The sequence below is a fragment of the Halobacillus kuroshimensis DSM 18393 genome (assembly GCF_000425705.1).
Lineage (GTDB): Bacteria > Bacillota > Bacilli > Bacillales > Halobacillaceae > Halobacillus > Halobacillus kuroshimensis.
Genome location: NZ_AUDY01000010.1, coordinates 320,066 through 345,289, shown reverse-complemented (window position 1 = coordinate 345,289; position 25,224 = coordinate 320,066). Strand labels below are relative to the sequence as shown.

Here is a 25,224-nt window from a genome sequence, read left to right as displayed (position 1 = left end):
CGTTCCGCCCATAAAAAAAGAGACTCCTCCGCTATGAGCGGGAGTCTCTGTCCGTGAACCAGAAAGTTTCACACCTGTAGAGGGTGTTTGCTTCTTGGGTGGTCTGCCCGTAGAAGGCAGACGCTCTCCAGAGCTGCGTCCTGCAGAGGTCTTTTTGCCTGAGAGATTCACAATTCTGCTTGCTCCTTCGGCGCCCTTACAAGGGTCTCTCCCTCTGCAGTCATTCGCGTTTGTATTTTCCTAGATTTTACCGGGCATACTATCGTGTAATGTATGGATGACACATCTTTTCCCGTTCATTATATCATGCGTCTCCGGCAAAGAACACGAAAATTCTACAACAATTCACAATCTTAAAATATCGGAATACGGAGGGTTGTTTCCATGTTTACTATTCATCCAGATCAAACGTTCATTCACTCTCTGTCCAGCCACCTTGACCACTCGGAACATCTGGCCTCCTGGGAAGGATTTAAACTGGCCTACCAGGCCGCCCAATTCAAAACCGTGCCGGAATTCGGGGGTCTGCTGGCGCTTGATCACCTTCCTCATGTGGACTTTATGGATCATCAGGTAGAAGCGGCTGAAACCGTCGTACATCATATGAACGGCCGTGCGATTCTGGCTGATGAGGTCGGACTCGGAAAAACATTGGAAGCCGGATTGATTTTAAAAGAATACATGATTCGAGGCCGAGCTGAAAAAGTTCTTATACTTACTCCTGCATCCCTCGTCAATCAGTGGATTCAGGAATTGAATGAGAAATTCTACATCCGGGCAGCATCCCCGAGAAAAAAGCAGGCGTCCTGGAAAGAATGGGATGTGGCAGTTACATCCATTGATATGGCTAAAAGGGACCATCACAGGGAGGAGATTCTTTCCCAGGAATACGATTTCATCATCATTGATGAAGCCCATAAGCTGAAGAATCATCAAACGAAGAATTATCAGTTTGTCCAGTCTTTAAAAAAGACCTACTGCCTTCTTCTCACAGCCACCCCCATTCAGAATAAACTGAGTGACTTATTTAACCTTGTATCCATCCTGAAGCCCGGATATTTAGGAAACCTGACGGACTTTAAAAAGAAATATCAAAAGCATGCCCAGGAAGAAGAGCATATCCAGCATATCCACTCCCTTGTCGGTCAGCTTATGATCCGCAACCGCAGAAAGGATACAGGGCTGGATTCCTCTAAACGCAGAGTGAGGAATGAAAGACTGACGTTTACAAATGAAGAAGCCGAACTGTACCAATCCCTTGAACAGTTAAAAGCTGATCATCCTTCGTTCACATGGCTGACCCTGGCCAAAGAGCTGTGTTCTTCAAGGGAAGCCTGTTACATGTCTTTGAACCAATTGAAGAAGAAAGCCCCACCTGAAAAACAAGCGGTTTATGATGATTTCATTGAGGCCCTCGGCCGTCTTCCCCACCACATTAAAGCTGAACGTATGGTGGATCTGATAAAGGAAAAAGATGAGAAATTCATCGTTTTCACCGAATACAGAGCCACCCAGTTTTACCTGCAGTGGTATTTACAGCAGCATGGGATCACCTCTGTTCCATTCAGCGGGAAATTTAACAAGAGCAAGCGTGACTGGATGAAACAGCTTTTTCAAAACAAAGCACAGGTGATGGTCGCCACAGAAGCAGGCGGAGAAGGCATCAACCTCCAGTTCTGCCACCATATGATCAACTATGACCTCCCCTGGAATCCCATGCGTCTTGAACAGCGTATTGGAAGAATCCATCGTTTCGGACAAAAGTATGATGTAAACATTTACAATTTTGCTGTAGAAAACACGATTGAGGACCACATTATGCACATGCTATACGAAAAAATTGAGGTCTTTAAGAATGCGGTCGGGGATTTGGATCACATCTTGGAGCAGATTCCCGGCGGGACGTTTGAGCAGCAGATACAGTCGATTGTCAAACAGTCCGAAAGTCAGGGGGAAATGGACATTAAGTTAAAAAATCTTGTCAGTTACGTTGAACATACGGTTAATGAAAGGAGAGAATCCAGTTGAGCGTTCCCCACCCCTACGCTGCATTTGTTGAACATTTTTTCGCCGCATATAACTGTCCGGTTCTTGAAAAAGGTTCGACTCATTTCACCGTCCAGTTGACGAGTGAGATGGATGAAGAGATCATGAACCGCCCCTTTTACTGGCACTATATGAAAAAAATGGGCCGCGAAGGCGAACCGATGCGCCTCACGTTCACCCAGACGGATGGGAGTCAGAAACAAGGCATCTACCTTCATGCCGGAACACCTAAACTGCATGCCCTCTATCAAACAGCCATCAATAAAGGAAAAACTGCACGGCTGTATGAGCGGATCCCGCCGGAGAATGCAGGTCATACAGCTGTAAGTCCGTGGCTTGTCGTCAACTTCCTGCTGCATTACCGAGGGAAACAGGCACGGGATGAGCCACTATCTATCGGATTGAATCTCATTCATGGAACGATGATGCTGAAGATGATGGAAAAACTGGAAATGGTCCCGTTTGGAAACACTGTATCAGACTATACGTTTCCCATGACGCCTGTCATTTCTCTTTCCAACGCATACAGACGGATGGAAAAGCACGTGGAGACGTATATTTCATCACAAAATAATCAATGGGCTGTGGAATCCCATCAACATTTACAAAGAGAAACAGCGCTGCTTGAGTCCTTTTATGCGTCGGAAGACATCGATCTCGAGTCGTTCACGAAGGAACGTGACCAGATGGATACCCGCTATAAGCCCTGCATTAAGCTTGAAGTGGTTAATGGAGGTTTGTTTTATATTTCTCAGGAAACAAGTGCTCCCTGGATCCATCAAAAAAGCCGCTGATGACCAGCGGCTTTTTCAATGATGAGAGATGTTCCGTTTCCTTTTGAACATGCGTATGGCAAGGGGAATCAATCCAAACCAGTAAACAGACGATTTCTTTGAAGGTTTTTCCCGCTTTCGCTGTTTCTTTTCTTCTTTGGACAACTGCATGTATTTGACCATTTCCTGAGTCAAAAACTTTACATAATCATTTTGGTTCATAAAATCCCCTCTTTTAAGCATCAGTTACAATGAGTATGCCCGGGAATTCATCATTTTAGACGTGCGGCGATTTCCTCAGCAATGACTTCTGGAGCCTTGTCGTCCACGACAACCACATGATGAGCGGCTTCCTTATAAAGCTTAAGCCTGTCTTCAAAACGCTGCTTTTTCTCCGATTCGTCGCCTGACCATAACGGCCGGGATGTATCATTTTTCAATCGATGCACAATGGTTTCCCATCCGGCATGAAGGTAGATCACGGTGCCCTCCCGCATCATCTCACAGTTCTCCTTGGACAATATGACACCGCCTCCGGTGGAAACAACAGCTTCACCCTCTAAACTTCGCAGAAAATCCCGTTCTTTTTCCCTGAAATAGCTTTCTCCATGCTGAGCAAACATTTCCGGGATAGTCAGACCCTCCTGCTTCTCAATACTTTCATCCATTTCTATGCAGGAGCACTGCAGTTTCTCTGCAAGCCTTGAAGCGATGGTTGATTTTCCACTTCCCATAAAACCAATTAAATAAATCATTTTGTTCCCCTTTCCCATTTCCATGCAGGATATTTTCACTTTATGTCGAATACTTCTATTTAACCACGATATAAATGAGGTGATAACCCTTTGAAATCCATTGCGACTTATGCTTATGACCTGATCGTCTCCGCAGTACAGCAGTCCGCCTCGGACATCCACTTTTCCCCCTACCGCGAATCATGCTCCATTTATTTCAGGATCCACGGCGAAAGAATTTTCCACTCCAGTCTTCCTATGCCTTTGTATCAAAAAATACTCTCCTACTTTAAGTTCACATCCGGGATGGATATCGGTGAGCAGAAACGTCCGCAGAACGGGACCTTTCAACACCGCTCCGGCAGCAGTCTCTTTGACCTCCGTCTCTCTACCCTTCCTATCCAGGACTCCGAAAGCCTCGCTGTCCGAATCCTCAATCCCATGGATCATACCCCGCTGGAACAGTTATTTCTTTTCCCTCATCAAGGAAAACGGTTAAAACGATGGCTTCATCACCGCAGCGGTATGATTTTATTCACGGGCCCGACCGGCAGTGGAAAGACCACGACCTTATATGCCCTTCTTCAAGCCCTGACGACGCAGAGTTCGTATCAGGCCATCACTCTCGAGGATCCTATTGAGAAAAATATTAACAACCTCATCCAGGTACAGGTGAATGAGCGTGCAGGCATCACCTATGATACCGGGTTGAAAGCAGCCCTCAGACATGATCCTGATCTCCTCATGGTTGGTGAAATCCGTGATCAGGCAACCGCTCAATTCGCCTTCCGAGCGGCCTTAAGCGGGCATCTCGTCATCAGTACAATCCACGCTAAAAATGCCGAGGGAACCCTGCACAGGCTGAAGGAAATGAACATTCAACAAGTGGAAATGGAACAGACGCTCCTGGCCATCGCCGCTCAGCAGCTGGTTTCCCTTACTGGAAAAGACCGCCTCCCTAAACGTGCGGCCATTCTTGAAACACTGGAGGGCGGTCAGCTGCTCCAGGCTCTGAACGGGAGTCCCGCCTATATTCATACTTTCGAACAACTAAGGAGGAAAGCTTATGCGCTCGGCTTCATTTCTGAGGAAGAAATGGCCGATTAAACGAACACCAGGCCCTTCCATTCAACTGCAGATCGATTTTTTTCACAGGTTGAGTCATATCCTCGAAAAAGGATACCCCCTGCTCGATTCCCTCTCTATGACAGGATGGGACGCGCGCCTCAAGCCAGTCAGCCATCAATTGATTGAAGTGCTGAAAGGAGGTGACACCTTAAGCCTTGCGCTGGAGAAAGCCCATTTTTCCAATACCGTCACCCAGTACCTCTCCTTCAGTCAGTACCAGGATGACCTTCCTAAAACGTTTAAACAGTGCCGTGAACTTCTTCTTATGAAGAAAGAATACAAAGAGAAATTTCTCGCGGCTGTCCGCTACCCCGTTTTCCTTCTTCTGTTCCTTTTCCTTACTTTTATCATTATGAAAAGGACAATCATTCCTAATTTCACTATCTTGTTTGCTGATCAGGAAAGTTCTTCTTTGACGCTTATGCACCTTATGAACCATGGATTAAACACTGCCGGCATCTTGTTTACCGCTATCCTTATTCTAGGGGCAGGGCTCGCTGTTTTCATCCCAATGCTGCCGTTTGAGAAAAAAATGAAGGTGATCGAAAGGTTTCCTCCACTGCGTATGTATCATTCCTACAGGCTTTCTTTTCTCTTTTCCTCTCACCTGGCCTCTCTTTTCCAAGCCGGCCTTCCTCTGAAGGATGCCCTTATGCTGGTCAAGGAGCACAAGCAGTATGACATCCTGTCCTATTATTGTACGAACATTCTAGAAAACCTGTCTGAAGGGAGCACCATATCCGCTTCCCTTCACCAATGCCGTTTGTTACGAAAAGAACTCACGGATGTGTTCCATCATACCAATGATATGCATGCTCTCAAGCACGAACTGGATCTGTTCTCGGAATTTCTCATGACCCTCATGCAGGAAAAAATCCAGAAATCCATCCAATGGATCCAGCCTGTCTTTTTTGTCGGCATTGCTTTTGTCATTGTAATGGTCTATGCCGCTATTATGCTGCCCCTCTACCAATGGATGAATCAATTATAAATAAAGGAGATCGACCTATGTGGAAAAATGAAAAAGGGTTTACGCTGATAGAAATGCTGATTGTTCTGCTCGTGATTTCTGTTCTGCTGATCATCACCATCCCCAATCTGTCGCAGAACACAGAAAATATCAGAACTAAAGGATGTGACGCCTTAAAAGTGACGGTGGAAGCTCAGATGGAAGCTTATCAAGTCGAAAACAATGCTGTTCCGACCATTGAAGAGTTGAAAACAGCTGAATACATCAAGACAACTGAATGTCCAGATGGTACAGCCCTGACCATTACAAACGGCGAGGTAGTGGAAGCTGCGGGGGAATAAAGGATTTACCCTGACAGAAACGCTTCTTGTCCTGCTGACATGGTCTGTGCTGATCCTCTGCCTGACTCCGGTCCACCGCTCCACTTATGAGCAAGTAAAGGCTGCGCAGGTCCTGGAACAATTCAAGGAAGATGTATACCTCATTCAACACTTATCCATGAACGATCATGCGTACCATTCACTCCGTTTTAATACAAGCCGGAGATACTATTATATTTACGACTCCCTTCACAGGGAAACCATCACAAAAACTACACTGCCTGAAGGGTGGACGATTGAAATGCTGACACTTCCCTATAACGTTTACTTCAACCAGCAGGGGGTCATCCGGAAAGCCGGGACGATGAGAATTTCATCACCTGATGCTACGTATAAAATCACGTTTCCTTTTGGGACGAGCAGGATGAGAATTGAGAAACTCTAACGGGTTTACTCTTCTGGAAACCGTTACAGCGTTCAGTGTCCTGCTGGTGCTTCTTCTCACCCTCTTCCCGGCTCTTATCTCACTCGAAAACGGCAGGGCTGCTCTATCATGGGAACGGGAAGCTGTTTCCCTTTTATACGATGAATATCACCTTCACCTCAAAGAGAACCGGCCCTACCCTTACACAAAAGTGTATCAAATTCACAACCCAGTCACACTGATATTCACAGAGGAAGGCGGTGGCAAGGGCTGTGCCTATTGGAAGGATACCAAAAATCGCGAAAATAAGTTCTGCCTGTATGATGTTCCGCCCGAATAAGGGCTATACCTTCACGGAGGTTGTCCTGAGTCTGACGATCCTGACAATCGTGACAGCCTTCATCAGTCCTGTCTTTCCTCTCATCAAAGGTATGAGCAGCTATACGGAGGAATTTGCTGTGGAACAATTCACCCATGTTCTTTATGAGGAGGTAAGTCAGTCTAAGACGTATACCTTCACCCGGGACGTCCTTGTCATTACAGACAAGGATGACCGGACTATCGAAATCTCCAAAAACGGATCCACGATTAAACGAACGGTAAATGGAAAGGGATACGAAATCCTTCTGGAAAACGTTAAAAACCTGTCGTATATCGAAAAAGACTTTACGGTATCTGTAGAGGTGGGTTTAACAAATGAGGAAACCTTTGAAGAGGTGGTTCATCTGCCTCACAAAAAATGAATCCGGCATGATTTTCCCATGGGTCCTGATGGTTACCCTTGTCTTTGTCCTTCTTGTATCATTCACAGCTGCTTCCTTTGAAAACCACCAAAGGCTTACACAAAGCCATCAATATGGCATTACAAAAAAGCATCTGCTGGAGAGAGCACGGCACTACATCAACACTGAGCTGACACTAGCACAGGACAGCGAAGCGGTTTTTCCCTATTCCTACCGTACCGCCAACGGAACAGCTGCTGCCGACTGCAGGAAAGAAACAGAAACGTTATGGAAGTGCAGCTGGGAATTATCCGTAAACGAATCGGGAAGTAAATATGTCGTCACTTTCCAATATCCAGACAAATAAAAATGCACCTCCATTCAGGTGCACCATTAAGTAAGTTCATGAAATTTTTTCCGTGTATTCCACGCGTTTATCTGTAATTCCACGCAATCCCTCAGGATCATAACCAATGACAACCTTTTCTCCATTTGTCAAAATCGGACGGCGCAGCAACTTCGGCTTTTCAATCACAAGGTTCAAAAATTCATTGAGGGAAAGGTCATCTACATCAATATCCAAAGCCTTGAATTCCTTGCTTCTTTTGGCTAGTATCTCATCAATTCCGTTTGTTGTAAGGGCGAGAATCTGCTTCAGTTCATCGGCTGTAGGAGTTTCACGGAACAGGTGCTGTTCGTTAAAAACGACCCCCTGGCTGTTCAACCATGACTTCGTTCGGCGGCAGGACGTGCAACTCGGGTAGGTATAAAATTTCAACTCTTCCATGCTCAGCTCTCCTCGCTGTGTGTTTTTTGTTGTACAGTGATTGTATAACCTTTGTACAATATTTTAAACACATTTCTTCACTTGACATAAAATGTTCACAATTCTAAGGCATTTTTCTGCATCATTCCGCAGCACTCCGCGAAAGATATACGTACTGTCCATCAAAGGTCTGATGAGAAAAAGAAAGGTTCGTACTGAATCAGGACGATTACGAGTAAGCGTTAACGGATATACATATACTACACAAAGGAACATGTATCCGTTTTATTTACAATTATTTCAGGGTCGTATATAATATGGGTGATGGTTTAACGACAGAAAAGGAGGGGGAAAAAAGCATGGATCGTATGTTTCGAGTTCTGGCCTTTTGGACAGGTATTTTCGCTGTCATGTTTTATACCGGTGATATGGTGGAAGCATCTCTACTTTCACTAGTTCAAACGGCTTTTTTCCTTACTATTGGGTATCTTAAGCTGTCAGAACGTATGTATGTGTACATATTCTTCTCATACCTGACAGTCTTTATGATTGGTTTTACTTACTACTGTTCGTTTATTCTGGTACCGGGGTTTGGTGGACACTAGAAAAAAAGCTGTTATCCAGTTCAATGGATAACAGCTTTTTTTTAGTTCAGGAAAGGATTTTCTTCCATCTCTTCGCCCACTGTTGTCGGTTGTCCATGTCCGGGGAAAATCCGCATATCCGCCCGCAGCGAAAACAACTGCGTCCGGATGCTGTCCTCCAGCACCTCCCGGCTTCCACCAGGAAGATCCGTTCTCCCAATGCCGCGCTGGAAGAGAGTATCACCCGCGATGGTAAACCTTTGATTTCTAAACACAAAGGACACGCTGCCGGGTGAATGACCGGGAGTAAAACGCACTTCAAACGGAAAGCCTTCCAGTTCCATCGGTCCTTCCTTAAGGAACTCATCCGCTGGAGCCGCTGTTATCCGGCCAAGCCCAAACAGCTGAGAACCATTTTTTTCAGGATCTCCGAGCCACCCGGCTTCGTTTTCGTGTATGTAAACAGGAGCACCATATGCCTCCCTCACCTCATCAACGGCACCGATATGGTCGAAATGCGCATGAGTAAGAAGGACCGCTTTCACGTCCAGTTCTCTTTCCTGGAGATAACTTTCCAGCTTTTTGTAATCACCGCCGGGATCGATAACCAGCGCTTTTTTATTCTCATGAATAATGTAAGCGTTTGTGGATACCGGTCCTAAGGGAAGACGGGAAATTTTCATCATAGGATCCACCTCTTTTTGATTTTCAGAAAATACGGAGAGATAACTCGACATTTTCCTTATAATACTATAAAATATATGAGTATCAACGTTCGTTACATATAGTATAACATCCATGGTTTTGGGATGATAATAAAGAAAAGTGAGCCGGGAGGTGCTGAATTTGGTAACAGCTATTCTTCTATTACTTGTTACAATTCTTTGTGTCTTTGCAATTTTCCGCGAACTGAAAACAAAAAACTTTTTCGCTGTCCTTTTTGCAGGGGCATCAGCTTTAGTTTTTGGCTGGTTCTCTGTCATGACAATCTGGTACAATCTCTTTGCTTAAATGAAAAAGCAGGCTCTTCTGATGAAGAGCCTGCTTTTTTTAGGATCTGGAACTGCGGATTTCCTCTTCCGACTGGAGGAGCTGCTTCTCCCTATTAAAGAAATACCTATACATAGCGAGCGTAATAAACATAGAGCTCAAGGATACAGAAGAAAAGATACTCAGGGAAATCACAAGCTGATATTTAATCGCCATGACCGGAGATACACCTCCGAGTATCAAACCCGTCATCATTCCGGGGAGCTGCACAAGACCAATGGTCTTCAACCGGTCTACGTTTGGGATTAATGAAGCATGCAGTGTTTTTTGTACGATTAAGTGCGAGGCCTGCTTCGGCTCCGCTCCGAGTGATAAAGCCGCCAGCAGCCGACCATTATTTTCCTTGAACTCACTCTTCATCCTTTCAAGAGCCAGTCCCATGGCTGTCATACTGTTTCCAATGACCATCCCACTCATCGGGATGACTTCTGAGGGCTTGAACTGGATCATGTCAAAAATCAGCCAGAGACCGAGCACTCCTGCCTCAATCGCAACCAGACCGGCGAATAAGACATAGCCGACATAAGGCAGCTCTTTTCCCCGTTGTCTGGCATGAAAAGTAGCGATAATGATCATGACTGAGAGCATAAAAGGAATACCATAAGAGGCCGGGAGTTCAAATAGAAAGGTTAGGATGTAGCCGATGGCAAACAACTGCACAGTCCCTCTGAATGTTGACCACAATACACTTTTACTGACTCCAAGCTGATAAAAATAAGACAAAGCAAGCGGGACGATGACAAAGATTACTAAAAATAATAATGACTGATTTGATATTTCAGGAGCCAACCTTCACCACATCCTTACTGTTCCAAAAATTCACGAAGCCGTTCCGTTTCCGGGTTCTCCAACATTTCCGGGATGGTTCCATCCTCTTGAAGCTTTCCATCAGCAACAAAAAGGCCGCGCGTTCCAAGCCGCCGGGCCTGATTCAAATTATGGGTAACCATCACCATCGTCAGTTCATGTTCCTGTATGAGCCCTTCCAACACTTCTTCGATTTCTTCAGCCGTCCGGTAATCCAGTGCACTTGTTGGTTCGTCGAGGAGCAGGACATCCGGTGAATTCGCAAGTGTCCTTGCCAGAGAGACCCGCTGCTTTTCTCCTCCGGACAGCTGATCGACATTCCTTTCCAAATAGCTGGATGGCAGCTGCACATAATCCAGGAGCCTCCTGCCGTCCTCTTCCTGCCACTCATCAAAAAGGCTTGGACCATATTTCAAATTGTCCAGAACCGTTCCGGGAAACAAATTCGGCGCCTGCAGGACCAGTCCCACCTTTTTTCTTAATTCTGTTACAGGATGTTCAGAGATAGGCGCATCTTTAAAATAGATGGTCCCCTTCTCGGGATCATTCAGTCGATTCAATAAAAATAACAGCGTGCTTTTTCCAGCTCCTGATGGGCCGAATAAAATGACTTGGTCTTTTTTTTCAATTGTAAAGTTCAAATCCTCCAGCGGCTGCTGGCTGACGTGTTCAAAACGAAACACAGCCCTTCCCCCTTTTTCATCTATCTGCCTATCTTTACCCTTCCGAAGAAACATTTATGCAGCAGAAAAAAAGCCTGCACAGTTCACTGTACAGGCTTTTCTTATTATTTAAAATCATAGAACCGGAATAAATCTCCGTAGATAATGTTATCAGAGTAGTTCAACTCCTGGTCCACTTCCTGCTTCACAGGTTCACAGGCTTCCATCAGCCCTTCTTCCAACGGCTCCCCGGTTTTCCTGTCATAGCATGTCTCACTGGTATAGACATACTCTTCCGTCACAAAACTTCCATCCCGGAGGGCGATGAAATCTTTTTTCTTCTCAGAAAACATGTTGTCACCAAAGGTCATATCCCCTCCGGAATCAACCCCCAGGAGATGCAGCAGCGTCGGTTTCACATCAATCTGCCCGACGACCTTATCCTCCACGCCCCCATTTTCATACCCTGGAATATGGATCATGAACGGGACACGCTGCAGCTGTGTTTGAACGAATGGATCTACTTCTTCTCCAAGGAACTGACTCATCGCTTTATTATGAAAATCACTAATGCCGTAGTGATCACCCATCATAACAATAATGGAATCCTCATAAAGATCTGCATCCTTCAGCTGTTGGAAAAACTGTTCAAGTGCTTCATCTGTGTACTTTGCGGTCTGGAAGTATGCATTCAACGTATTGGAATTGGAATCGTATTTGTCGATATGCGCCTTTTCTTCCGGCAGTTCGAAAGGGAAATGGTGGGTCAGCGTAATAAACTTGCTGTAAAACGGCTGCTCCTGCTCTTTCAAATAATCAATCGACTGCTCAAAAAACGCCTTATCCTCAAGTCCCCACCCAAAGGAATTTTCCGGTGTCACTTCGAAGGACTGTTCATCGTGGAACTCATCGTATCCGATATTGTCATACATCACATCCCTGTTCCAGAAGCTTCCATTGTTAGCATGGAAAACGGATGTTTCATATCCTTCATTGTTGAGGATTTCAGGAAGCGCATGGTACTCATTCCCCGCATGGGTGAAGTACACCGCTCCCCTGCCAAGAGGGTACAACGAATTTTCAACGATAAACTCTGAGTCAGACGTTTTCCCTTGGGCAGTCTGATGATAGAAGTTTTCAAACGTAACCGTATCACTGCTTTCCTTCAATTCGTTCAGGAAAGGTGTGGTCTCTACTCCATTGATTTCTGAATCATATAAAAAGTGCTGGAAAGATTCCACACTGACGAAAATTACATTTTTATCTTCAGCGATCCCGTACAATTCAGCATCTTTATCAGCTTCATCCGGTGATTTCTCTTGAAGATAGGTCTCGATTTCACTGATTTCACTACCATCAGCGAATACTCTCTGCGCTCTCGTTTTTGTCTGCATGGTCGCATCATACACGTGATAGTTAAAGATGCCTATGTTTTTGACGAGATACTCGCGGTCAAACGCACGTACAAACAGCATCGGACGCTCAATTTCAGCAAGGACGACATTGCCGGCCAGCAGTAGAAAAGTGACGGCTGTTGCAGCGATCTTCCCACGCTTAGGAAGCTTTACAGTCAAATCAAACCTCTGTCTGCTCAAGTACCAGACGATGGCTGCATCGGCAAAAATGAAAACATCTTCGATATGCAGAAGCGTAAGGAAACTCCCTGTTAAGTCCGCTGCATTATTCCCCTGGAACAATACAGGAATGGTAATGAAATCTGTGAAATTCCGATAGAAGATCAAGTTCACGAACAAAATAAAAGAACCGAGAAGCACGGTCCACCGTAAGTATTTCCTTTGATTCTTTGGTTTCATCCATACACTGATGGCGAAAATCAAATAGGCACTCGCAATAGGATTAAACAGCAGGATCAATTCCTGCATTGGGTTTTCAATCGATAAATCAAACATAAATCGGTAAACGATGTATGTTTTAATACCAAACAAAACCGTAGCAATCATAAATAAAGGCATGCGAATATTTCTCAATTGCATGGTGGTTCCTCCTCTAGTACATCTATGGCCATATCTTTACATTTTTTAACCATAGCTATTATTTAACTTTACATTTTCCACTTATTATCAATATTAAACCGTCACTTTATATATGACGTCTATTGTACCATAAAAGTTTCAAATTTTATTACCCTGATTTTACCAGTTTTAATAAGGTCCATCTGCCTATTCCATCATAATGGATCTCTCCTCCAGAATGAAGAATGTTTTATATGAACCGAATCCCCACAAAAAAACTGGAGCCGACAAGGCTCCAGCTTTTTTCATTTGTTCTTTTTCACAAGATAGGCTCCGCCGATAACCCCGGCATCATTTCCAAGTTCTGCAAATTCAAAAGTGGACGCTTCCGCCGTTCTGGAGAGAGCATATTTACGGTATGCCGTCTTCAAGGGATTCAGCAGTTGATCACCAGCCTGCGAAACCCCTCCGCCGATGACAATTTTCTCAGGGTTGATAACGATCGCCATGTTGGCAATCGCCATACCAAGCACATCGGTTACCTGATGAAGAACAACCGATGCCGCTTCGTCACCCTCCGCAGCAGCTTGGAAGACATCTTTAGCTGTAAGCTCATTGGATTGAATAAGGGAATGAAGAGCAGAGTCATCATGGTTCTCCGCTGCCACTTTCGCCTTTCTAACAATCCCTGTAGCTGACGCCTCTGTTTCCAGACATCCGGTCTTCCCACAATTACAAGGGGCCCCACCTTCCGGGATGACCGTCACGTGGCCGAGTTCTGCTGCTGTGCCATTCGCTCCATTCAATACACTGCCGTTGGCGATCACACCTCCGCCTACTCCAGTTCCAAGCGTAACCGCAATGAGTTCTTTACATCCGCGCCCTGCTCCGAGCCAGTTCTCTCCGAGTGCTGCAAGGTTGGCATCATTATCGACCCAAACGTCATAGCCGGTCAGTCCACTTAAAATTTGGCCAAAGTCAAAATCTTTCCAGCCTATGTTTACAGCCTCATGAATATAACCGGATGAAGTTTCCACAAATCCAGGAGCTCCTGCACCGATTCCCATAATTTGTGACGGATTGATGCCCAGCTCCGCCCGGACCTGCTCAATGGCTTCGGCAATGTCATCAGGAATGGCCGCTCCTTTGTCATCTGTATTCGTCGGAACTTCCCACTTTTTCATAATTTGTCCTTCTTCATTAATGAAAGCAAGCTTAATCGTTGTACCGCCGATATCAGCACCTATGTACACGTGTCCGCTCATCGTCTATTGTCCCCCTCCTGCCGGTCTCTCTCCCGGGCAATTTCACTGCGGAGCAGCAATAAAGCCATCTGAAAATCTTCTGTTGTCATACACTGGGATTGATAGAGCTCCCGGATCTCATCTTCCATCATTTCTAAATCAGCTGTCCGATCACCAATATATATGATCGTTCCAAATTTTTTTAAAAACTGCTGAACATCGTAAATCGTTTTCATATTTTATCACCAGTTCCTATTATAGCAAGAGTCGGTCCGATTGAAAATGAAGAAAAACCCCGGCCGTCAGCGGTCAGGGTCTTTCGGATGAAGAAATGCCGGTCGTCTGTTTTTCAATGGAATGGGAGAACGCAGCAGCACATCTCTTAAGGGCTTCCAGGAAAACGGCATAAACGGCCAGAGATACGGCGTTTTAAACGACTGCATCCGCGTGAGGTAGATCAGCCAGAACGTAATCCCGATCACATACCCTTTAAGGCCGAAAAGTCCCACAGCCAAAAGAAGCGCGAGCCTGGAAAGGCGGTCCGCCAGGCCGACCTCATAACTTGGCGTAGCAAATGTTCCAACCGCAGCAAGAGCGAGATACAGCACGACCTCACTTGAAAAGAGCCCGACTTCCACGGCGACCTGCCCGATTAATATGGCAGCCACGAGCCCCAGAGCTGTCCCAAGAGAAGACGGGGTGTGGATGGCGGCCATCCGCAGCATATCTATTCCAATCTCAGCAAAAAGGAACTGCACTAGCAATGGGATGGTTCCCGCTTCTGTCGGACCGATATAAGAAAGGGATTCCGGCAGCAGGTCTGGATTTTTTGAAAATAAGAAGTACAGGGGCAGAACAAAAATAGATGCAAAAAACGCAAAATAGCGGACCCACCGTAAATAAGCCCCCACCAATGGTTTCTGCCTGTATTCCTCCGCATGCTGCATATGGTGCCAGAACGTTGCCGGAGTAATCATGACACTTGGAGATCCATCAATAATGACAAGGATATGTCCCTCATACAAGTGAGCGGCCGCTGTATCCGGCCGCTCCGTGTAACGAATGACAGGGTAGGGATTCCAATGCTGCCCACTGATATATTCTTCGATCGTCTTTTCCGCCATAGGAAGAGCGTCTGTATCAATTTCCTGCAGCACCCTTTTCAAATGGTCCACTCGATCTGTATCGGCAATATCCTTGATGTAACAGATACAAACATCTGTCAGCGACCTTCTCCCGACCTGCAGATACTCCATTCGTAAGGACCGGTCCCTCACACGCCTTCTAGTCAGGGCGGTGTTAAAAATAATCGTTTCTACAAAGCCGTCCCTGGAGCCACGGACAACCCTCTCCAGATCTGGTTCCTGCGGCCCGCGTACGGGGTAGGTCCGGGCATCGATGATAATGATCTCGTCGACCCCTTCTACAAGAAGGGCTGTCGGTCCTCCCAGAACGAGATTGGCCGCCTGATTCATATCTTTTTCCTGCCCCAGTTCTACGTAGGGAAGATGGGTTTTCAATAATTTATCTAAAGGATCGGGATCGAGCTGCTCTGGCTCCAGACGGGACAATAGCTTCATTAAATAGTGAAGAATATCATCCTTCACAAAACCATCGATAAAGAACAAGGACATCCCCCGGCCGGCATAAACCAGGTCAAGATGAACCATATCAAAGCTTTCATCCACGCCGAGGCGTTTTCTCATATACGCTACGTTTTCTTCATAACTGTCAAACAATCGCTGATCCTTTTGTTCTTCCACGCGCCTGCCTCCTTACACTCTCCTGTGCTATCTTTTATTTTCCTACAAACCCCCGATTTCATGCGTAAAGGTTCATGTAGAAGTTCCAGGTCAGAGGCATGTCCTGCTTTTTCAATACATATCCTTTACTAATTCAAGATTGTGACAGGCCAAGGAGAGAGTCGAATGAAAAAAGTGTGGATCTACTGGGTGCTGGGCCTGCTGACTCTGGCAGTCGCCCTGGCATTATTTACCCAGACTGGAGAGCAGCCCGTCATCAAATATTTCCCTATCGATCAATCGGAAACATTCGAATCATTTGGAACCGCTCTTGACTACGACGCTGAGGAAGACGAGGATGAATACAAAGTATCCTGGAAGGTAGCTTCCAAAAGTGAAAATCCTGTGTATTTAAGGCAGGACGTTTCCCTGCTTTACGTGAATGGAAGATTGAAAGGGGTTGTATCGAAGTGGAAGGAGAATGCAGACGTCATTGAAAAAGAGACGTCGCTCCATGGCGAAGACAGTCAAAAATATCAGGCGGTTTCCTTTCACCACGGAGAGGTACATGAAGGTGAAAATGAAATTAAGAGTATGCAGGCCACCTCCAAGGATGAACTGTACGTCATCGATTCCCCCCACTCGCTCCGAACCGCTTTTAAGCAGCCGGGAACCGAGGAGGAGAAGGAATGGAAACAAAGGCTCGATCATTCTATTCAACAACAGATTGAAGCCCAGTGGCAGGAGCTTATCACCCATTATCAAATTCCACGGGATAAATATACAGCGGTCGCTCTTACAGAACTTGCTGATTACAACAACAAGCCCTTCCCCGGGACAAATGAAGCTGATTCTGAACGCATCAAAGGGCAACTATGGGAAGGGCTGTATAAAAATTATGTGCTGGGTATAAGCGATACAAAATCATCGCATCCGATTCAAAGTTACATTCCCCTGATTCTGTTTGACAAGAATGGGAAGCATTTAATTGTATTATACGAAGATGATACAGGGAAAAAGCATCAGCTCATTCAATATTATTGAGCTAATTCTTTATTCAGCTGTTGGAAGTTCGTGTTGTCCGGATTTAATTCAGCGGCTGTGGACGCCCGTTCAGCCGCTTTTTCCAATTCACCATCCTGTTGAAGCAGAAGGGCCAGGTTGTAGTGGGCTTCTGCCAGATCCGGCGCAATGGATATGACCTGCTCAAGGTCGTCTTTGGCTTCTGACGACTCCCCGGACTGCAGATAGGCAAAGGACCTGTGGAAAAGGAGTTGCGCCTCATAGCCCTGCGGGTCCTCAAGAGCCTGGGTGGTTCGTTGGATTACTTCCCCGTAGGACTGCTGTTCGTTCAACTCACTTACTTCCTCAACAACCACCCTGGCCTGCTCCCCATTAAATACGCCTGTGATACCAAGATATACCATAGCTGCCATGGCTCCAATATAAAGCAGCGCAGCAGCGGGCTGCCATTTTTTCATGGAATGCGCAGGCATATGGACCATTGCAGACGCTGTAAAACCTCCAATTAATCCACCAATATGGGCGCCGTTATCCACTTGGGGAACCATCACACCAAAAGCAATATTGATCCCAATAATTACGATGAGGTTATACCCCATCGTCCGGAGGAACAGCTGCTTGTACTGAACACCGAAAAACAATAGTGCCCCAAACAACCCAAAGATAGCTCCCGATGCCCCGGCAGCGACCGAAGGATTCATCATGAAGCTTGCCATGCCTCCGAACAGGCCTGCGGCAAAATAGATGACGGCAAAACGCACCGTGCCGTAAATCCTCTCTACTGCAGAACCTAAATAATACAAGGCCAGCATGTTCATAAAGAGGTGGATGAAGCCAATATGAAGGAAGGTCGACGTAAAGATCCGCCACCATTCTCCATCCATAATAGCCGGGTTATATTTGGCACCATAGGAAATCAACGTTTCAACGGAGGTTGTGCTTCCGATCATCTCCAGATAAAGAAAGACCAAAATGTTTACGGCTAACAGAACATAGGTCAATCGGGGACGACCGTAATCAAAAATGGAAGCTGCAGCCTCTCTTTGTTCTCTCTGTTTCTTCACGAGCTGATGCTTCATATAAGGAAGGGAGGCTTCCATTTCCTCTGCCCCCATACTTCGGTCGATTACAGGCTTATCGATGTCTAATGGTTGAAAAAGATCAGCCAGTGCCTGTTCCTTGTTTTCATCATTCATATAATACAAATGCAATGGGATTTTTCGACCTTTATAATCCTTTACAGTATCTTCCCACTCGTCAACAGGAGGATGTTCAGATACGAATACCATGTGAAACTCAAGCTTCCCTCCGCGAAAAAGAGACCGGTTTTGATTGAGCTGCCGATACCCGGTTTCCAATTCCCTCGCCAGCTCATTTCTCCAATTCAGCTGTTTATGAGAAAGCCTGAACACATGGTTTTTTTTATTCACTTTTTTCTCCAGCCATATCTCCCCATGACTCGTATTCACATGGAGTACCTGGAAATGATGAACCTGGACCATATAGTCAGCCATTTTCCAGAGGTAATATTCCTGTTCAATAAACAATGGCGGTCCCTCCCTGCACCTTTCATATTACCACGCTTCCCACCTGCACAGCCATTCACACTACCTGACTGTAAATATAAAAAACGGCCAGGATAACCTGACCGCTTCAAGAGTGCCCCCGAAACATCTGGGATAGAAATTTCTGCCGCACCCAAGGGATATTCATAGAAAAACGTACAAGCATCCGGCGCAGGGCAGGAAATCTCGTGACTATATCCAGGGCTTGGTAACGATACTTGTATAACGCTGTAGTCAAAGACCCGATAATGAAGATCCACCGAAAGAATAGACGCATGTAAGCCACCTCATTTGTGATTGGATACGCCTAGTTTCTGTTCAGCTCCCTTCCCTTATACAAGCTTCTTTTGATTTTTAAACCAGCATTGTATTACAGAGTATAGGTGGAATGAATCCCTTTTTCTGTGAGTACATATTCCACACGCTGATCATAGTCCTCAAATGGAAGGATATCCTCCCGCTGTTTTTCTGAAGCAATCATCATCGTTTTCCCTCGGAAGCCTTCAATAAAACGGTCATAGTACCCACCACCATAACCAATTCTGTATCCTTTGGAATCAAACAGCAGTCCGGGAACAAGCAGCAGATCAATGGCATTTTTTTCAACGAACCAATCTTTATCGCGCACCGGCTCCCTCAATCCAAAGTAAACGCGCTCCAACTGATTGTAGCTGTCCAGCTGATAAAATTCCAGCTGCTTTTCCTTAGGCAGACACCGGGGCGCCGCAATGGTCTTCCCTGCTTTCCAGCCTTCTTCTATAATCGGCTCTGTAGACCATTCATGGTCCTGCGAAAGAGTGACTCCGATAATCTTGGCTTTTTTCCATTCTTCACTGGAGAACAAGCTCTGATACATGGATGATTCAATGGACTGTTTCTCTCTTAATGATATGTTATGAAGGATGCTTTTCCCTTTAAAGCGGTACGCTGTTTTATCCATCCCGTCACCTCCGATATGTATAAAAAAAACAGTAGGAATAAATCCTACTGCTTACTTTGTTTCGCGGTGAAGTGTGTGCTTACCAACGCGCGGGCTGTATTTCATAAGCTCGATGCGCTCAGGGTTTTTACGTTTGTTTTTAGTGCTAATATAGTTGCGGTCACCTGTTTCAGTGCAGGCAAGTGTAATGTTTACACGCATGTTCATTCCTCCTAGGTATCTAATCACTGACTTATTCACATTATCAGACTTACTCATAATAACAAAAACCTTCCCTTCTTTCAAGTGAATATTCCAGTAAAAACGGCTGAATATCCCATAGCCATGCCGGGATTTGTATGATATAAATAAACAGGGATTCGTTTAGGAGTGATATTATGCTTTATGCAGTTGCAGCGCTGGCGGGCGCAGCTATTGTTTTTTTCATTCTTTCCTTCTTTGCTAAAGACCGCATCAAACAGTTGGAGAATCAAATGGAACAGATGAACTTGACAATGATGCAGAACGATTATCAAATGAAGAAAAAAATGAAAGTCCTTGAAGAAGAATTGCTTGCTGGCGATTTAACACAGGAAATTGTCGATCAGCACAATCAAAAGCAAACAAGCAGGCCTTCACCACAGAATGCAGCAGATACGGTGCTTACCATGTATCAAAAGGGTTATAAAACCCATTACATAGCGAAGCAGACGAATTTGAGTGAAGATGAGGTTCTTGCCATGGTCCATCGACCGAAGCAGGGAGTTCAATCATGAAGCAGTGGATACAGGCCTTTTCCATAGGATTACTGACATCAACCGCTGTTCTAGGAATAACATACTGGAATACGGAATCCCCTGAAGCGGAAGTGATTACAGAATCTATGAGTGAACAGGATATGATGGACGATCTGGAGCAGTCCGGATACCGGGTACTCTCCAATGAGGAATGGGCAGCGGTAAAAGCAGAAAATCCCTCAACCCAAAAAGCAGAACCATCCAGTTCCGGGGATACAACGTATACCATTGATATTGCCGAAGGGACGACAACTCCCGAAATCGGCGGGAAATTAGTGGATGCCGGCATTATTGAGGATGCGGATGATTTTACTGCATTTATGGAAGATGGCGATTACAGCCGGTACATTCAAATCGGCCAGGCCACGGTCAAGTCAACAATGTCGTTGGAGGAAATTGCCGGAGCCATTACTTCAAAATAAACGTCTATAAAGAGACCGTTAGAGCTCACGCTTTAACGGTCTCTTTAGTTTTTTACAGCTACTACAAAAAAGCGTCTGGATGTAGGTATCCAGACGCTTTTTATCAGTTTAAATCATACGTTCTCCCTTTGACCTGGTAAAATATATTTTCACCAATGTTTGTGATGTGATCAGCATAACGTTCTATATACCTTGCAACATAAGCCATCTGCATGACATGCTGCACCTGTTCGGGGTTGATGGCTGTAAATGCAAGCATCTGCTTCACTACATCCCCACATTTCCGGTCAACGACATCATCCATTTCAGCAAGCTTATTTGCCAGCGAAATATCTTCGTATTCAAAGGCCTTTACAGCTAAATCCACCATATCCATCGCTAATATGGCCATTTCACGCAGTTCAGGATCAATCTCTATCCCATGATTCTTTCCAAGGTGAATCGTCGCCTTGGCAATGTTTGTAGAGTGATCGGCCATCCGCTCCAAATCAGAAGAAATTTTAATAGCTGTAACGATTCTTCGTAAATCGCGGGCAACCGGCTGCTGCTTGGCAAGCATCAAAATAGCATCATCATTGATTTTTTCTTCTTTAGAATCAATTACCGCATCATTTTCAATTAATTTTTCAGCCGCCTCTACATCACCCTGATACAACAGATGGATAGCTGTATCTAGGGAATACTTGGCATCGATAGCTAAATCTTTAATTTGTTCTTTTATACTTTCAAGTTCTCCCTCAAAGTGAACACGAATGGACATAGAATCTCCCCTTCCTGAATTAGCCGAACCGTCCTGTAATATAATCCTCTGTACGCTTATCCTGAGGGTTTTGGAACAGGTTATCTGTATCGGCTATTCAATAAGCTCTCCATTTAGGAAGAAGGCCGTTTTATCAGAAATACGCGCTGCCTGCTGCATGTTGTGTGTGACAATGACAATGCTGTACTTCTCCTTCAGTTCCTGAACCAATTCCTCTACTTTTGCTGTAGAAATAGGGTCTAAGGCTGAAGTCGGCTCATCCATAAGAATGACGTCAGGTTCTACAGCGAGGGCACGAGCGATACATACACGCTGCTGCTGACCACCGGACAATCCATACGCATTTTCATGAAGACGGTCTTTCAACTCATCCCAGATAGCTGCCCCTTTCAGACTCTTTTCAACAATCTGATCAAGAATTTCTTTCTTCTTCACACCGTGAATACGCGGACCATAAGCAACGTTGTCATAGATGGACTTAGGGAACGGGTTCGGCTTTTGGAAAACCATCCCTACTTTTGTACGAAGGTATTCTTCCTTGAATTTGCTGCTGAAGATATCCTGTTCTCGATATTTAATAGAACCTGATGTTTTAACAATCGGCACCATTTCAACCATACGGTTCAATGTTTTTAGGAACGTGGATTTACCACAGCCTGAAGGTCCGATTATAGCCGTTACCCGCTCCTGTGGAATATCCATGCTTACTTCATAAAGAGCCTGATCGGATCCGTACCATAGATTCAAATCATTCACTTCGATGATGCTGTTGGTTTTCTCTTTTTTAACCTCTGATTTCACTTCAGGTTTTTTTGTCTGTTCGTTTCTCACGTTTGTTTTCTCTTCCATTACTTTACTCATAATGAAACCCTCCTCATCCTAATTAAAAGCGTCTCTGATATTTGTTCCGGATCAAGACAGCGATCGAGTTCATCAAAAGCAGGACAGCCAGTAGAATAATGATTCCCGCACCGGCTACATACTGCCACTCTTCCTGTGGTCTGCCCGTCCAGTTATAAATTTGAATCGGCATCACTGTGTACTTCGCAAGCAGTGAATCCGGCAGTGTATAAATAGCTGTTGCTGCTCCTACAATAATCAACGGAGCTGTTTCCCCAATGGCCCGTGACAAGGCAATGATCGCGCCTGTCAATATTCCTGGAATTGCCGCTGGAAGTACAACGCGGGCAATCGTCTGCCACTTGGAGGCTCCCATTCCATAGGAAGCTTCCTTGATCTCAGACGGTACAGACCGTACAGCTTCCTGCGCTGCCACAACAATGACAGGAAGAATAAGAAGCGCCATGGTTAAACCACCCGCAAGAAGGGTGTACCCAAAGCTGAACATATAGACAAAGAAAGTTAATCCCAGAAGTCCAAAAACAATCGACGGTACGCCGGCAAGGTTTTGGATATTCACACGAATAAAGTCTGTAAAGCGGTTCTGTGGTGCGTATTCTTCAAGATAAATGGCTGTTGCCACACCAATAATGATGGCAAACACGGCAACGATGATCATTAAGAAAATCGATCCGATCAAGCCGGCATATATCCCTGCCTCTTCCGGGTACGGTGCAGGAAAGTTCAAAATATAATCCAAGCTGAGGTATCCAACCCCTTGAGTCAATACACGGTAAAATAGTAAAACTAGAACGATCAGGCCGACAGCTGTAGCAAGTCCGAATAAAACCATGGAGATTTTATTCGCGGCTACTCTGCCTTCCATGCGCTTCTTCATATTTTGTTCATTCTGTCCAAGCATTAATATTCCTCCCTGAACTTACGCGAAATGTACTGGGCAATCAGGTTCATGACCAAGGTGAATACAAACAAGGTCATCCCTACTGCATAAAGGCTGTAATAGATCGTGGATCCGAATGTCGTATCCCCTGTTGCAGCCTGTACAATAAAAGCAGTCATCGTCTGGATGGACTCCGTCGGGTTGAAAGTAAGATTCGGTGTAGCGCCGGCCGCAATCGTTACAATCATTGTTTCCCCAATCGCACGGGAAATGGCAAGTACAATAGACGCAACGATTCCGGAAAGAGCGGCTGGAAGAACGACCTTAAATACAACTTCCAATTTCGTAGCACCCAGTCCATACGCACCTTCGCGTAGAGCATTCGGAACAGAGTTCATGGCATCTTCAGAAAGGGATGCAACCATAGGAATAATCATAATACCTACGACAACCCCTGCGCTTAAAGCGTTGAAAATTCCAAGATCAGGAATAATGGATTGAAACATTGGAGTGATGAACGTCAAAGCAAAATATCCGTAGACGACTGTAGGAATACCAGCCAGTACTTCCAGGATAGGCTTGATGATCCTTCTAACTTTATCATTCGCATACTCACTCAAGAAAATGGCTGCCATTAGTCCAAGTGGAACTGCAACAAGTGTTGCAATCAGCGTAACAAGCAGCGTACCACCGATTAACGGAGCAACCCCATATTCGCCGGACCACGGAGACCAGTTTGTACCTGTATAGAAATTAACAATTGAAACATCGGAGAAAAATCCGATGGATTCCCTTAATAAAGTAAATAGAATTCCCAGTGTCGTGAGAACACTTACCGCTGCACAAAGTAACAGGAAAAACGGGATGATTTTCTCTATTCTTTCACCGACCGTTTTCTTTTTCTTATTGTTCTCAATCATCTGCTGGACGTCAATCATATTCCCCTCTGATTGTAAACCTTTGTCCATCATTAAACTCCTCTCATCCATAAGGCAAGGTGAGACTGGATTCAGCCTCACCCTCCTTGTTAGGTTTTAAAGTAACTTACTCTGCCCAGCCTTGAACTGTATCAAGCTGTTCTTGATATTTTTCGTCTGGAAGAGCTACATAACCAACTTCTTCAGCTGCTTTACCAGCATTGTTCAACGTGTACTCTACAAAGTCACGAACCTGTGCTTTTTCTTTATAAGCATTCACGTTTACATATGTGAATAGCGGGCGGGAAAGCGGCGTATAGGAACCATCCTGGATTGTTTCCGGATTCGGCTCAACAGCTTCACCTTCACCTTCAGAAATGGCAAGAGCTTTCAGGCTGTCCTGGTTTTCAGCATAGTAGGCATATCCAAAGAATCCGATAGCGTTTGGATTGTCTTTAATTCCACGTACAAGAACGTTGTCATCCTCAGAAAGAGTTGTGTTTTCGCCTTCTTTCATCGGTTCTTCTTCAAGAACAATTTCGTTGAAGTAGTCGAATGTACCGGAATCATGACCAGGGCTGAAGATTTTGATTTCTTCTTCAGGCCAGTCAGGGTTAATGTCAGACCACATTTGAGCGTCAGAAGAATCAAGGAAAATCTGCTTAAGCTGATCGATTGTAAGCTCTTCAGCGAAATCATTTTCAGCACTCACTACTACAGAAAGACCATCGTAAGCCAGCTCTATAGGCTCAAGAGTAACATCATTTTCTTCAGCGATTGCTTTTTCTTCTTCCTTGATCTCACGGGAAGCGTTACTTAGATCAATTTCACCAACTGTAGATTTTTTAAATCCACCGCCGGAACCAGAAGAGTTCAATGTCGCGTCAACTTCCGGTTGTTCCTGCTGATAGGAATAAGTTAAGTTTTCCATGATCGGGAACACAGTTGAAGAACCATCAATGTCGATTGGGCCGGATACTTCTTCGGAGCTTCCTTCTCCAGAACCTTCACCGCTTGTGCTGTCCTGTTCTTCTGTGTTGCCTTCCTCGGAACCACCACATGCTGCAAGCACTCCTACTACAAGGATGAATGCGAGCATTAATGCTAAACTCTTGAAGTTTTTCATTTCTTTCTC

31 protein-coding genes, 1 pseudogene and 2 riboswitches are annotated in these 25,224 nt (G+C 45.1%); of the genes and pseudogenes, 14 read left to right on the top strand and 18 right to left on the bottom strand.

Going from position 1 to position 25,224, the window contains the following annotated elements; translation table 11 throughout:
• Positions 1-45 precede the first annotated feature (45 nt).
• A riboswitch (glycine riboswitch) is annotated at positions 46-133 on the bottom strand.
• Positions 134-136: 3 nt separating this feature from the next.
• Positions 137-224, bottom strand: a riboswitch (glycine riboswitch).
• Positions 225-384: 160 nt separating this feature from the next.
• Both H615_RS0112205 and H615_RS0112200 read left to right on the top strand, forming a co-directional pair.
• A complete protein-coding gene (locus tag H615_RS0112205) occupies positions 385-2,028 on the top strand; it encodes a DEAD/DEAH box helicase (RefSeq protein WP_027955417.1) in 1,644 nt (547 codons plus the stop codon).
• Positions 2,025-2,840: a YqhG family protein gene (locus H615_RS0112200; protein ID WP_027955416.1), complete on the top strand. Its 816-nt coding sequence runs from the start codon at positions 2,025-2,027 to the stop codon at positions 2,838-2,840. The genes H615_RS0112205 and H615_RS0112200 overlap by 4 nt, the downstream gene beginning before the upstream one ends.
• Before the next feature lie 15 nt (positions 2,841-2,855).
• Here H615_RS0112200 and H615_RS0112195 read toward each other — a convergent pair whose 3' ends face one another.
• Positions 2,856-3,041 carry a YqzE family protein gene (locus tag H615_RS0112195; protein ID WP_027955415.1) on the bottom strand — a complete coding sequence of 62 codons (186 nt, stop codon included), beginning with the start codon at positions 3,039-3,041 and terminating at the stop codon, positions 2,856-2,858.
• A 50-nt stretch (positions 3,042-3,091) separates the two neighbouring features.
• Positions 3,092-3,574: a shikimate kinase gene (locus H615_RS0112190; RefSeq protein ID WP_027955414.1), complete on the bottom strand. Its 483-nt coding sequence runs from the start codon at positions 3,572-3,574 to the stop codon at positions 3,092-3,094.
• Positions 3,575-3,664: 90 nt separating this feature from the next.
• Between H615_RS0112190 and comGA the strand changes: the two genes are divergently transcribed.
• The 7 genes from comGA to H615_RS0112155 are packed head-to-tail and all read left to right on the top strand — an operon-like array spanning position 3,665 to position 7,484.
• Entirely contained in the window at positions 3,665-4,660 is a 996-nt protein-coding gene (gene comGA, locus H615_RS0112185) for a competence type IV pilus ATPase ComGA (RefSeq protein WP_027955413.1), read from the top strand.
• Positions 4,620-5,672 carry a type II secretion system F family protein gene (locus tag H615_RS0112180; protein WP_027955412.1) on the top strand — a complete coding sequence of 351 codons (1,053 nt, stop codon included), beginning with the start codon at positions 4,620-4,622 and terminating at the stop codon, positions 5,670-5,672. The genes comGA and H615_RS0112180 overlap by 41 nt, the downstream gene beginning before the upstream one ends.
• Positions 5,673-5,689: 17 nt before the next feature.
• A complete protein-coding gene (gene comGC / locus H615_RS0112175) occupies positions 5,690-5,992 on the top strand; it encodes a competence type IV pilus major pilin ComGC (protein ID WP_027955411.1) in 303 nt (100 codons plus the stop codon).
• 46 nt (positions 5,993-6,038) lie between these two features.
• On the top strand, positions 6,039-6,416 hold the full coding sequence (locus H615_RS0112170; protein WP_051254690.1) for a hypothetical protein: 378 nt from the start codon (positions 6,039-6,041) through the stop codon (positions 6,414-6,416).
• Positions 6,403-6,735 (top strand): prepilin-type N-terminal cleavage/methylation domain-containing protein, encoded by a 333-nt coding sequence (locus tag H615_RS0112165; protein ID WP_027955409.1) that lies wholly within the window; start codon positions 6,403-6,405, stop codon positions 6,733-6,735. The genes H615_RS0112170 and H615_RS0112165 overlap by 14 nt, the downstream gene beginning before the upstream one ends.
• Complete coding sequence (locus tag H615_RS0112160; RefSeq protein ID WP_027955408.1) at positions 6,716-7,138, top strand: competence type IV pilus minor pilin ComGF; 423 nt, start codon at positions 6,716-6,718, stop codon at positions 7,136-7,138. Before H615_RS0112165 ends, H615_RS0112160 begins: the two co-directional genes overlap by 20 nt.
• A complete protein-coding gene (locus H615_RS0112155) occupies positions 7,104-7,484 on the top strand; it encodes a hypothetical protein (protein ID WP_169516201.1) in 381 nt (126 codons plus the stop codon). Before H615_RS0112160 ends, H615_RS0112155 begins: the two co-directional genes overlap by 35 nt.
• A gap of 36 nt (positions 7,485-7,520) precedes the next feature.
• Here H615_RS0112155 and H615_RS0112150 read toward each other — a convergent pair whose 3' ends face one another.
• Positions 7,521-7,904 carry a Spx/MgsR family RNA polymerase-binding regulatory protein gene (locus tag H615_RS0112150; protein ID WP_035532041.1) on the bottom strand — a complete coding sequence of 128 codons (384 nt, stop codon included), beginning with the start codon at positions 7,902-7,904 and terminating at the stop codon, positions 7,521-7,523.
• A gap of 338 nt (positions 7,905-8,242) precedes the next feature.
• Between H615_RS0112150 and H615_RS0112145 the strand changes: the two genes are divergently transcribed.
• Positions 8,243-8,488: a DUF2626 domain-containing protein gene (locus tag H615_RS0112145; protein ID WP_027955405.1), complete on the top strand. Its 246-nt coding sequence runs from the start codon at positions 8,243-8,245 to the stop codon at positions 8,486-8,488.
• A gap of 41 nt (positions 8,489-8,529) precedes the next feature.
• Here H615_RS0112145 and H615_RS0112140 read toward each other — a convergent pair whose 3' ends face one another.
• A complete protein-coding gene (locus H615_RS0112140; protein WP_084163121.1) occupies positions 8,530-9,153 on the bottom strand; it encodes an MBL fold metallo-hydrolase in 624 nt (207 codons plus the stop codon).
• 160 nt (positions 9,154-9,313) lie between these two features.
• Here H615_RS0112140 and H615_RS22095 point away from each other — a divergent pair, with 160 nt between their 5' ends.
• Positions 9,314-9,478: a DUF2759 domain-containing protein gene (locus tag H615_RS22095; protein WP_084163120.1), complete on the top strand. Its 165-nt coding sequence runs from the start codon at positions 9,314-9,316 to the stop codon at positions 9,476-9,478.
• Between the two features lie 39 nt (positions 9,479-9,517).
• On the opposite strand, the gene H615_RS0112130 is transcribed toward H615_RS22095, so the two are convergent.
• From H615_RS0112130 to H615_RS0112105, 6 genes are all read right to left on the bottom strand, one after another.
• The gene (locus H615_RS0112130) at positions 9,518-10,306 is read right to left on the bottom strand and encodes an ABC transporter permease (RefSeq protein WP_027955403.1); all 789 of its coding nucleotides are present in this window, start codon (positions 10,304-10,306) and stop codon (positions 9,518-9,520) included.
• Between the two features lie 14 nt (positions 10,307-10,320).
• Positions 10,321-11,007 (bottom strand): ABC transporter ATP-binding protein, encoded by a 687-nt coding sequence (locus tag H615_RS0112125; RefSeq protein WP_027955402.1) that lies wholly within the window; start codon positions 11,005-11,007, stop codon positions 10,321-10,323.
• Positions 11,008-11,111: 104 nt separating this feature from the next.
• Positions 11,112-12,980, bottom strand: coding sequence for an LTA synthase family protein (locus H615_RS0112120; protein WP_027955401.1), 1,869 nt, complete (start codon positions 12,978-12,980; stop codon positions 11,112-11,114).
• Between the two features lie 284 nt (positions 12,981-13,264).
• A complete protein-coding gene (locus H615_RS0112115) occupies positions 13,265-14,224 on the bottom strand; it encodes an ROK family glucokinase (RefSeq protein ID WP_027955400.1) in 960 nt (319 codons plus the stop codon).
• A complete protein-coding gene (locus H615_RS0112110) occupies positions 14,221-14,439 on the bottom strand; it encodes a YqgQ family protein (protein WP_027955399.1) in 219 nt (72 codons plus the stop codon). Before H615_RS0112110 ends, H615_RS0112115 begins: the two co-directional genes overlap by 4 nt.
• A gap of 66 nt (positions 14,440-14,505) precedes the next feature.
• Positions 14,506-15,909, bottom strand: a complete 1,404-nt coding sequence (locus H615_RS0112105) for a spore germination protein (protein WP_051254696.1) — start codon at positions 15,907-15,909, stop codon at positions 14,506-14,508.
• Between the two features lie 222 nt (positions 15,910-16,131).
• Between H615_RS0112105 and H615_RS0112100 the strand changes: the two genes are divergently transcribed.
• Positions 16,132-16,989: a hypothetical protein gene (locus tag H615_RS0112100; RefSeq protein WP_027955397.1), complete on the top strand. Its 858-nt coding sequence runs from the start codon at positions 16,132-16,134 to the stop codon at positions 16,987-16,989.
• On the opposite strand, the gene H615_RS0112095 is transcribed toward H615_RS0112100, so the two are convergent.
• The 3 genes from H615_RS0112095 to rpmG all read right to left on the bottom strand — a co-directional run bounded on the left by H615_RS0112095 (position 16,983) and on the right by rpmG (position 19,674).
• On the bottom strand, positions 16,983-18,515 hold the full coding sequence (locus H615_RS0112095) for a rhomboid family protein (RefSeq protein ID WP_027955396.1): 1,533 nt from the start codon (positions 18,513-18,515) through the stop codon (positions 16,983-16,985). The genes H615_RS0112100 and H615_RS0112095 overlap by 7 nt on opposite strands.
• A gap of 388 nt (positions 18,516-18,903) precedes the next feature.
• Positions 18,904-19,473: a 5-formyltetrahydrofolate cyclo-ligase gene (locus H615_RS0112090; RefSeq protein ID WP_027955395.1), complete on the bottom strand. Its 570-nt coding sequence runs from the start codon at positions 19,471-19,473 to the stop codon at positions 18,904-18,906.
• A gap of 51 nt (positions 19,474-19,524) precedes the next feature.
• Positions 19,525-19,674, bottom strand: coding sequence for a 50S ribosomal protein L33 (gene rpmG / locus H615_RS0112085; protein WP_027955394.1), 150 nt, complete (start codon positions 19,672-19,674; stop codon positions 19,525-19,527).
• Positions 19,675-19,850: 176 nt separating this feature from the next.
• Between rpmG and H615_RS22630 the strand changes: the two genes are divergently transcribed.
• On the top strand, positions 19,851-20,228 hold the full coding sequence (locus H615_RS22630; protein ID WP_027955393.1) for a DUF6115 domain-containing protein: 378 nt from the start codon (positions 19,851-19,853) through the stop codon (positions 20,226-20,228).
• Positions 20,225-20,671, top strand: coding sequence for a hypothetical protein (locus H615_RS21840; protein WP_027955392.1), 447 nt, complete (start codon positions 20,225-20,227; stop codon positions 20,669-20,671). Before H615_RS22630 ends, H615_RS21840 begins: the two co-directional genes overlap by 4 nt.
• A 103-nt stretch (positions 20,672-20,774) precedes the next feature.
• Here H615_RS21840 and phoU read toward each other — a convergent pair whose 3' ends face one another.
• The 5 genes and pseudogenes from phoU to H615_RS0112050 form a co-directional block, all read right to left on the bottom strand.
• Complete coding sequence (gene phoU, locus H615_RS0112070; RefSeq protein ID WP_027955391.1) at positions 20,775-21,431, bottom strand: phosphate signaling complex protein PhoU; 657 nt, start codon at positions 21,429-21,431, stop codon at positions 20,775-20,777.
• Positions 21,432-21,450: 19 nt separating this feature from the next.
• Positions 21,451-22,292 (bottom strand): annotated as a pseudogene (gene pstB / locus H615_RS21300) (phosphate ABC transporter ATP-binding protein PstB).
• A gap of 22 nt (positions 22,293-22,314) precedes the next feature.
• A complete protein-coding gene (gene pstA, locus H615_RS0112060; RefSeq protein ID WP_027955390.1) occupies positions 22,315-23,193 on the bottom strand; it encodes a phosphate ABC transporter permease PstA in 879 nt (292 codons plus the stop codon).
• On the bottom strand, positions 23,193-24,140 hold the full coding sequence (gene pstC / locus H615_RS0112055; RefSeq protein WP_035532038.1) for a phosphate ABC transporter permease subunit PstC: 948 nt from the start codon (positions 24,138-24,140) through the stop codon (positions 23,193-23,195). Before pstC ends, pstA begins: the two co-directional genes overlap by 1 nt.
• A 76-nt stretch (positions 24,141-24,216) precedes the next feature.
• Positions 24,217-25,215, bottom strand: a complete 999-nt coding sequence (locus tag H615_RS0112050; RefSeq protein ID WP_027955388.1) for a PstS family phosphate ABC transporter substrate-binding protein — start codon at positions 25,213-25,215, stop codon at positions 24,217-24,219.
• Positions 25,216-25,224 lie beyond the last annotated feature (9 nt).

Bases quoted from the DNA above. Each gene is read 5' to 3' on its own strand.
- H615_RS0112205 (WP_027955417.1), top strand. From the start codon at position 385: ATGTTTACTATTCATCCAGATCAAACGTTCATTCACTCTCTGTCCAGC.
- H615_RS0112195 (WP_027955415.1), bottom strand. From the start codon at position 3,041: ATGAACCAAAATGATTATGTAAAGTTTTTGACTCAGGAAATGGTCAAA.
- H615_RS0112190 (WP_027955414.1), bottom strand. From the start codon at position 3,574: ATGATTTATTTAATTGGTTTTATGGGAAGTGGAAAATCAACCATCGCT.
- H615_RS0112180 (WP_027955412.1), top strand. From the start codon at position 4,620: ATGCGCTCGGCTTCATTTCTGAGGAAGAAATGGCCGATTAAACGAACA.
- comGC (WP_027955411.1), top strand. From the start codon at position 5,690: ATGTGGAAAAATGAAAAAGGGTTTACGCTGATAGAAATGCTGATTGTT.
- H615_RS0112160 (WP_027955408.1), top strand. From the start codon at position 6,716: ATGATGTTCCGCCCGAATAAGGGCTATACCTTCACGGAGGTTGTCCTG.
- H615_RS0112150 (WP_035532041.1), bottom strand. From the start codon at position 7,904: ATGGAAGAGTTGAAATTTTATACCTACCCGAGTTGCACGTCCTGCCGC.
- H615_RS0112145 (WP_027955405.1), top strand. From the start codon at position 8,243: ATGGATCGTATGTTTCGAGTTCTGGCCTTTTGGACAGGTATTTTCGCT.
- H615_RS0112140 (WP_084163121.1), bottom strand. From the start codon at position 9,153: ATGATGAAAATTTCCCGTCTTCCCTTAGGACCGGTATCCACAAACGCT.
- H615_RS0112120 (WP_027955401.1), bottom strand. From the start codon at position 12,980: ATGCAATTGAGAAATATTCGCATGCCTTTATTTATGATTGCTACGGTT.
- H615_RS0112115 (WP_027955400.1), bottom strand. From the start codon at position 14,224: ATGAGCGGACACGTGTACATAGGTGCTGATATCGGCGGTACAACGATT.
- H615_RS0112110 (WP_027955399.1), bottom strand. From the start codon at position 14,439: ATGAAAACGATTTACGATGTTCAGCAGTTTTTAAAAAAATTTGGAACG.
- H615_RS0112105 (WP_051254696.1), bottom strand. From the start codon at position 15,909: ATGAGAAAACGCCTCGGCGTGGATGAAAGCTTTGATATGGTTCATCTT.
- H615_RS0112100 (WP_027955397.1), top strand. From the start codon at position 16,132: ATGAAAAAAGTGTGGATCTACTGGGTGCTGGGCCTGCTGACTCTGGCA.
- H615_RS0112090 (WP_027955395.1), bottom strand. From the start codon at position 19,473: ATGGATAAAACAGCGTACCGCTTTAAAGGGAAAAGCATCCTTCATAAC.
- rpmG (WP_027955394.1), bottom strand. From the start codon at position 19,674: ATGCGTGTAAACATTACACTTGCCTGCACTGAAACAGGTGACCGCAAC.
- H615_RS22630 (WP_027955393.1), top strand. From the start codon at position 19,851: ATGCTTTATGCAGTTGCAGCGCTGGCGGGCGCAGCTATTGTTTTTTTC.
- H615_RS21840 (WP_027955392.1), top strand. From the start codon at position 20,225: ATGAAGCAGTGGATACAGGCCTTTTCCATAGGATTACTGACATCAACC.
- phoU (WP_027955391.1), bottom strand. From the start codon at position 21,431: ATGTCCATTCGTGTTCACTTTGAGGGAGAACTTGAAAGTATAAAAGAA.
- pstA (WP_027955390.1), bottom strand. From the start codon at position 23,193: ATGCTTGGACAGAATGAACAAAATATGAAGAAGCGCATGGAAGGCAGA.
- pstC (WP_035532038.1), bottom strand. From the start codon at position 24,140: ATGGACAAAGGTTTACAATCAGAGGGGAATATGATTGACGTCCAGCAG.
- H615_RS0112050 (WP_027955388.1), bottom strand. From the start codon at position 25,215: ATGAAAAACTTCAAGAGTTTAGCATTAATGCTCGCATTCATCCTTGTA.